6 protein-coding genes are annotated in these 6422 nt (G+C 28.3%); all 6 read left to right on the forward strand.

The features are described from left to right. Nucleotides 1-891 (forward strand): primase C-terminal domain-containing protein (locus tag BX659_RS19210; RefSeq protein ID WP_219884439.1); only part of this gene is annotated, 891 nt, incomplete at its 5' end. A 252-nt stretch (nucleotides 892-1143) separates the two neighbouring features. Beyond that, a complete protein-coding gene (locus BX659_RS18285) occupies nucleotides 1144-1980 on the forward strand; it encodes a DNA adenine methylase (protein WP_097019663.1) in 837 nt (278 codons plus the stop codon). Nucleotides 1981-2005: 25 nt separating this feature from the next. Beyond that, nucleotides 2006-3313: a type II restriction enzyme gene (locus BX659_RS18290; protein ID WP_097019662.1), complete on the forward strand. Its 1308-nt coding sequence runs from the start codon at nucleotides 2006-2008 to the stop codon at nucleotides 3311-3313. Nucleotides 3314-3331: 18 nt separating this feature from the next. Next, complete coding sequence (locus BX659_RS18295; RefSeq protein ID WP_097019661.1) at nucleotides 3332-3574, forward strand: hypothetical protein; 243 nt, start codon at nucleotides 3332-3334, stop codon at nucleotides 3572-3574. Between the two features lie 201 nt (nucleotides 3575-3775). Continuing rightward, nucleotides 3776-4447 carry a tyrosine-type recombinase/integrase gene (locus tag BX659_RS18300; protein WP_097019660.1) on the forward strand — a complete coding sequence of 224 codons (672 nt, stop codon included), beginning with the start codon at nucleotides 3776-3778 and terminating at the stop codon, nucleotides 4445-4447. Nucleotides 4448-5655: 1208 nt separating this feature from the next. Then, the coding region (locus tag BX659_RS18305; protein WP_146129059.1) for a hypothetical protein at nucleotides 5656-6422 on the forward strand (767 nt) is incomplete at its 3' end.

Consider the following 6422-nt stretch of genomic DNA (forward strand, 5'->3'; position numbering starts at 1 on the left):
AGGGTGGAAGTGTTGGACATCCGTTTTGGACGTTGGACACTTGAAGATGGTTGGATTAATAATATTTTAAAGACTTATAGTAAAGAGAACAAAGGTATTAGGATTACTATTAAAAAAGGAATTAAGTTAATTGAACACCCACAAATTAAAGTATTACTAGAAGGTGTTGAAGAGGGATATAGAAATTCTGCACAGTATGCCTTAGCCCTTGCCTGTAAATATGATGAGCTAAGCTTAGAAGAAGCAACAGAACTAATTTTAGAACAGAATAAGAGGTGTAGTCCTAGTGAAAGAGAGAATAAGGTTAGAAGTATTATTAAATCTGCTTATAGAAGTAAGAAAGGTCTATCTAGTATTAGGGTAGCTGAAATAGTAAGCGGGATTACAGGAAAGGAAGTAAAGCCTGATTATAGCCTGTTTGTAGCTTGTAAAGAAAGTATTGATATCAAGCAGAAGAACCGAAATAAAGGGGCTTATACTGCTAAAGAGGTTACGGTAAGAAAGGTTGTTAAAAAAGCCTTGGAACTAATTAGAAAAGGGGTTAAGGTATTACCTTCAATCAAGGAAATGGCTAAATTAACAGGGGTAAGTGCAGGAACTTTAAGAAGTAGAGGTATTTGGAAAACTATTATTAAAATTTTGCAAAGTATAGGATTACAATTAAATAAAGAAGCTCACTATCATCATAAGTATATAATTCTCGATAAGGCTAAGGAAATACTTAAAGAGGGTAATAGTAGTATGATTAATTTAAATAACCTAGAAGCGATTTTAAGAGCCTATAAGACAAAATATTCTATAGTGGATATACTCAATCAAAAAACAGAGAAAGAAGTGAATTCATTTATTGAATTAATCACAGGTGAAATAATGGCTAATAGTCCACCTTAAGATTCAATTTAGGGGGGTATCGCAAATACACTATATAGACTTCTTATGCTTGTCTCCTATTTCTTTATGTTCTTAATATTTGTATTATTGGTTATTATTAATTTTTGTTAGTTTTTTTTATTATGTTATAATGTTGTGGGTATTTTATTTTTTTTATTTGATTTGTGTATTACTTTTGTAGCACTTTAATGATGAAAAATTAGAATTATTATTTTTAAATAATTGTTGTAGTAAATTAGGAGGTTATTGAAAATGAGTAAAAAAAATAAGTTAGTTAAACCTTTTGTTAAATGGGCTGGAGGAAAAAGACAACTACTTACAGAAATAAGAAAACATATTCCTCGAGATATTTCTACATATTATGAACCTTTTATAGGTGGAGGAGCAGTTCTTTTTGATTTGCAGCCTAAAAAAGCTGTAATAAATGATGCAAATGAAGAGCTTTTTAATGTATATAAGGTGATAAAAAATGATGTAGATAATTTAGTTGAGGATTTAAAAAAACATGTTAATGAAGAGGATTATTATTATGAGGTAAGAGCTTTAGATAGAAGTGCTGATTATGATAAATTATCTGATGTAGAAAGAGCGTCTAGAATTTTGTTTTTGAATAAAACTTGTTTTAATGGACTTTTTAGAGTAAACCAATCTGGTGAATTTAATGTTCCTTTCGGGAGATATAAAAATCCTGCAATTGTAAATGAAAAAGTATTAAGAGCAGTAAGTAATTACTTAAATAGTAATGATATTAGAATTCTAAATGAAGATTTTACAGAAGCAATTAAGGGAATGAGAAGAGAAGCCTTTGTTTATTTTGACCCTCCTTATCATCCTATTTCTGATAGTTCTTCTTTTACAGGTTATACTGTAGATGGTTTTGGTGAAAAGGATCAAAGAAGATTAAAGAAGTTATGTGATGATTTAACTGAGCGAGGGTGTAGGTTTATGTTATCTAATTCAAGTGCACCTTTAATCTTAGACCTTTATGAAAAAGATTATAAAGTAGATTACATAGGAGCAAATAGGAGTATTAACTCTGTAGGAGATAAAAGGGGAGAGGTTAAGGAGGTTTTGGTTAGAAATTATTAATTGTTTCTGTTGGAGGAGGTCAATGATGGCTAAAAAAGGGAATGGAAATACTCATAGAATTGTAGATAAAGAATGGGCTAAAATATTTGATAAATATTCTATTATTGAAGAGGTAGAAAAACAAGGCTTTTTTAAAATAACATCTACTGAAATTAATGAATTTAAAGAAGCAAGGTTGATGACAAAGTTTGACCATAGAAGTAGCTTGCCTAATCTTTTTTATGTAAATGATTTAAGTATATTACCTATAACTCGTGGTGAATATGTAATAGGTAAATTTAATGCTTATCAAAAATTAAACTTAGATTATAATAGCATTAAAGTTCAAGAAATGGAATTTCCAGAATGGATTCAAAGTATAAATCCTAAAAACTTGTATTCTGAAGCTTCTGCTTTAAAATGTGCATATGTTACAGGAATGATAAAAGATGTTATGGAAGAAGAAATAATTGTTCCTGCTGTTAGTGGAAGAATGTCAACCTCAAGTTTTGATTTTAAGATTAATCATAGTTTGAAAAAAGATATACAAATGGATATAGGAATAGAAAATAGTCAGTGTGAAATAGATGCAGGATATGAAAGTCTTAATCAACTTACGTTGATTGAAGCTAAAAATTCGTTTTCAGATGATTTTTTAATTAGACAAATGTATTATCCTTATAGATTATGGAGTAAAAAAATAAACAAACCAATTACACCTATATTTATGATTTATTCAAATGATATTTTTAGTTTTTTTATTTATAGATTTAAAAATCCATTATATTATAATTCTTTAGAGTTAATCAAAGAAAAACACTATACTATTAAAGATAAAGATATTACTCTTAATGATATAGAAGAAATAATGAAAAACGTTAAAATGAAAGATGAACCTAAGTATCCATTTCCTCAAGCAGATAAGTTTAATCGGATTTTAGATTTACTAAAATCCTTATATGAGAATCCTTTAAGTATAGAGAATATAACTCTTATGTATGATTTTAATCAAAGACAAGCTCAATATTATTCAAGAGCTGGTATGTATTTAGGGTTAATTGAATCTAAAGATAAAGGAATAGTTAAACTATCTAAATTAGGAGAAAAAATTATTTCTAAAGGTAAGAGAGAAAGAAATTTAAGTTTAGTAAGATGTATTTTAGAACATAAAATTTTTTATGAAGTATTAAAACTATATTTAGAAAAATGTTGTCCTCCTTCTAAAGAAGAGATTATTGATATTATGGTTAAAAATAAAGATAAAATTTATAATGTTAATAGTTTAAGTACAATTGAAAGAAGAGCACAAACTGTTTTTAAATGGATAGAGTGGATTTTGGATTTACAATCTTAGTGGAAAGTAGGAAATAAAGTGAGTATAAAAAAAAGTGAGTTAAAAGATATTGTTACTATAGAATTAAAAAAACAATTAAAAGAAGAAAATAAAACTATAAGATACTTAGAGGATAATGGATTAGAATTATGTGCAGATTGGCTTGAAGGAGAAATTTTAGATAGAAATCTACAAATATCTCAAAATGAAAAAACAGAATATATAGATTATATGATTAAGGTTTTTTATGGAAAGATAGATGAGATTTTAAATCTTTTATAAGTAATTAAATATAAATATTTAAGGTGGAATAGCAGTTATTATTTTAAATAGGATATAACTGTTATTTTATTTTTTGTGAATAAAACTCTAATATAATTGAAATGAGCAATCGGACAAGTTATAATAAATATGCAAGTTAATAATACTCTATTTTCTAAAAAATAGAGTTGATAGGCAGGTTTTAGGAGGAATTTTAGATTTATGGCTAAAAGGGGAAGAAAGATACCAGAAGTATTAACTATTGAGGAACAAAAGAATTTTCTTAATGTCTTTAATATTAGATATCCAACACAATTAAGAAATAAGGCTATGATTAGATTAATGTTAACTACTGGGTTAAGATTATCAGAAGTCATTAATCTAAAATGGCAGCATATTAACTTTAGAGCAGGTAAATTAAAGGTGGTTGAAGGCAAGGGAAGAAAAGATAGAATACTTTGGGTTGGAGAGCAAACCTTAAATTTATTATCTAACTGGAAAGAAAAACAGTCTAAAAAGTTAGAGGAAAAAGGAAGAGATAATCAAGCAGGACTAGTATTTACTAGTTTAACAGGTAATCAATTAAATTCTGTTAATGTTAGAAAGATGGTTTATAATTATGCTGAAAAGGCAGAGCTTCAAGAAGAAGTAACTAAGCATTATAGGGATAAAGCAGGGAATCAGTTAGAAGAAACTTATCAAGAGAAGAAAGTAACTCCACACACTTTAAGACATACCTATGCAACTGATCTATTGAGAGAGTGTCATAATTTAGAGAAAGTTAGAAAGGCTTTAGGGCATTCAGATATTTCTACTACTCAAATCTATACCCACCTTGTTGACGAAGAACTTGAAGAGGATATGAAGGCGTTAGATAATAAATTTGAAAGCTAAAAAACATGATATAAAACCCGATATCGGATATCGTGAAAAAATAAAAACACGATAGAAAACATGATAAAACCTGATATCGTGTTTCACTTAAACCTGATAAAACTCCATAAGAAACTTGATAGAAACCTGATAAAAAACCCGACAGAAAACCCGATAACTAAACAGAATTAATCCCTAGTGAAACCCCTAAAAACCCCTGTAGAAACTCTAGGGTAATTTTAAAAACCCCTGGAAAAACTCCAAAGAAACCCTAGATAAAACCCCTGATTAAAACAACAAATATGTTAACGTATAGCAGAGATATGTTAAAAAACTCGTCAAGAAACTCGTTAAACTCGTGACGAATTAGATTAAAACTCGTTAATAACTCGTTAGCAAATTCGTCAAAATACGTTAACGTAAATCGTTAGATACGATACCTATACGTTATGAGATACGTTATTTATACGATAAATTATACGTTTTCCTATACGTTAATTTAATACTGTATATCTTATAGTATTAGGCTAGATATAGATAAGGGTATAGATTAAGATTAAGTTGTAGGAGGATAATAATATTTTAACTAGAAATATAGGGTAGGTATCTTTGTTTAAGGTCTAATCGAGATAAAGAAGTTATATTTACTGTTTATAAATTCAGTTTGAGTAAGGTTGAGAGTATTAAGGACTTGAGGAAATGATTTAAATAAAGAAAAGTATTAATAATCATATTGCCATAATTAGAAAATAAATTCACATTAATTGATAATGATAGTTAATATCGTTATATATGAGATGAATTATTAATATTAATATTGTCTTTTAAAATTAGATTAAATCTGCTAAAATAGATATAGAAATAAAATTAATTTACAGATTGGAAAAATTATGCTATACTAACATCAGTTGTTTAATCAAATATTAAAATTAATTAGTCAAAAAATAAAAGAATAGCCATCACCACTATTAGATTGGTGCGTCCAACACCTTTCTAATTTCGATAGGAGAAGAATACACCTTCTCTATCTAGTAGCAACAGCCTTAACATTCTGTAAATATTATAGCAGAAATTAAGAAGGCTATCAAGAAAAAATATGCTACTAAATAGAACTAATCTAAGAGGACTTGGGTTAGATAGGGAAAAACTTCTCTATTTATCCTAAGTCCTTTTTTCTTTGTAATCATAAAAATAAGACAAATTAGAGAACAGAAAGGAGGGAAATAGTTATGTACTCCCAAGAAACAAGGAGTTTTTTAAAGCTATTTATACCAACTCAAAAAGAATATCATAGATTAGAAGAAGCTAGAAAAGATTTTAATACTCAAGGATTTTCTATGGTTTTAGGATATAACTTTAATAATAATTCTAATTTTGCAGATTTAGAATTTTTAGAAAATCCTAAAGACTTAGCAGAAGTAAATAATTTATATCTTGCAGAGGAATGTGATAACTATTTCACTCCTAATTTATTTTTAGGTAACAAGTATGACCGTACAGGAAGCAGCAGAAAGGTTTCTAATAAGGTTTGTTGGCTACAAGATGTATTCATAGATATAGACGGTACAAATGGCATTACAGACCCTTTAGAAGCTCAAAAAGAGCTATATCAAGCATTACATAAGTTAGGAATCCCTCGACCTAGTGCTTTAGTCCATACCTCAACCAATCCTGATGTTCATTTACAAGTCCATTGGTTGATAGATCCATTATGGATTTATGATAATAGGCAAGGTCAAATTGACCATATCCAGCTTAAAGAGTGGTATAGTTTAGTAGTGGAAGCAGTAGCTAATTTATTAGCTTCAAAATTACCTAATTGGAAGATAGATATTGCTAGAACTAGAGATATTACTACATATGCTAGATTACCATATTCTTATAATCAAAAGACTGGACAAAGGGTGGAAGTGTTGGACATCCGTTTTGGACGTTGGACACTTGAAGATGGTTGGATTAATAATATTTTAAAGACTTATAGTAAAGAGAACAAAGG

Origin of the sequence: Orenia metallireducens (genome assembly GCF_003001995.1) — a bacterium.
GTDB classification, from domain to species: Bacteria; Bacillota; Halanaerobiia; order Halobacteroidales; family Halobacteroidaceae; genus Orenia; species Orenia metallireducens_B.

Bases quoted from the DNA above. Each gene is read 5' to 3' on its own strand.
- BX659_RS18300 (WP_097019660.1), top strand. From the start codon at position 3,776: ATGGCTAAAAGGGGAAGAAAGATACCAGAAGTATTAACTATTGAGGAA.
- BX659_RS18290 (WP_097019662.1), top strand. From the start codon at position 2,006: ATGGCTAAAAAAGGGAATGGAAATACTCATAGAATTGTAGATAAAGAA.
- BX659_RS18285 (WP_097019663.1), top strand. From the start codon at position 1,144: ATGAGTAAAAAAAATAAGTTAGTTAAACCTTTTGTTAAATGGGCTGGA.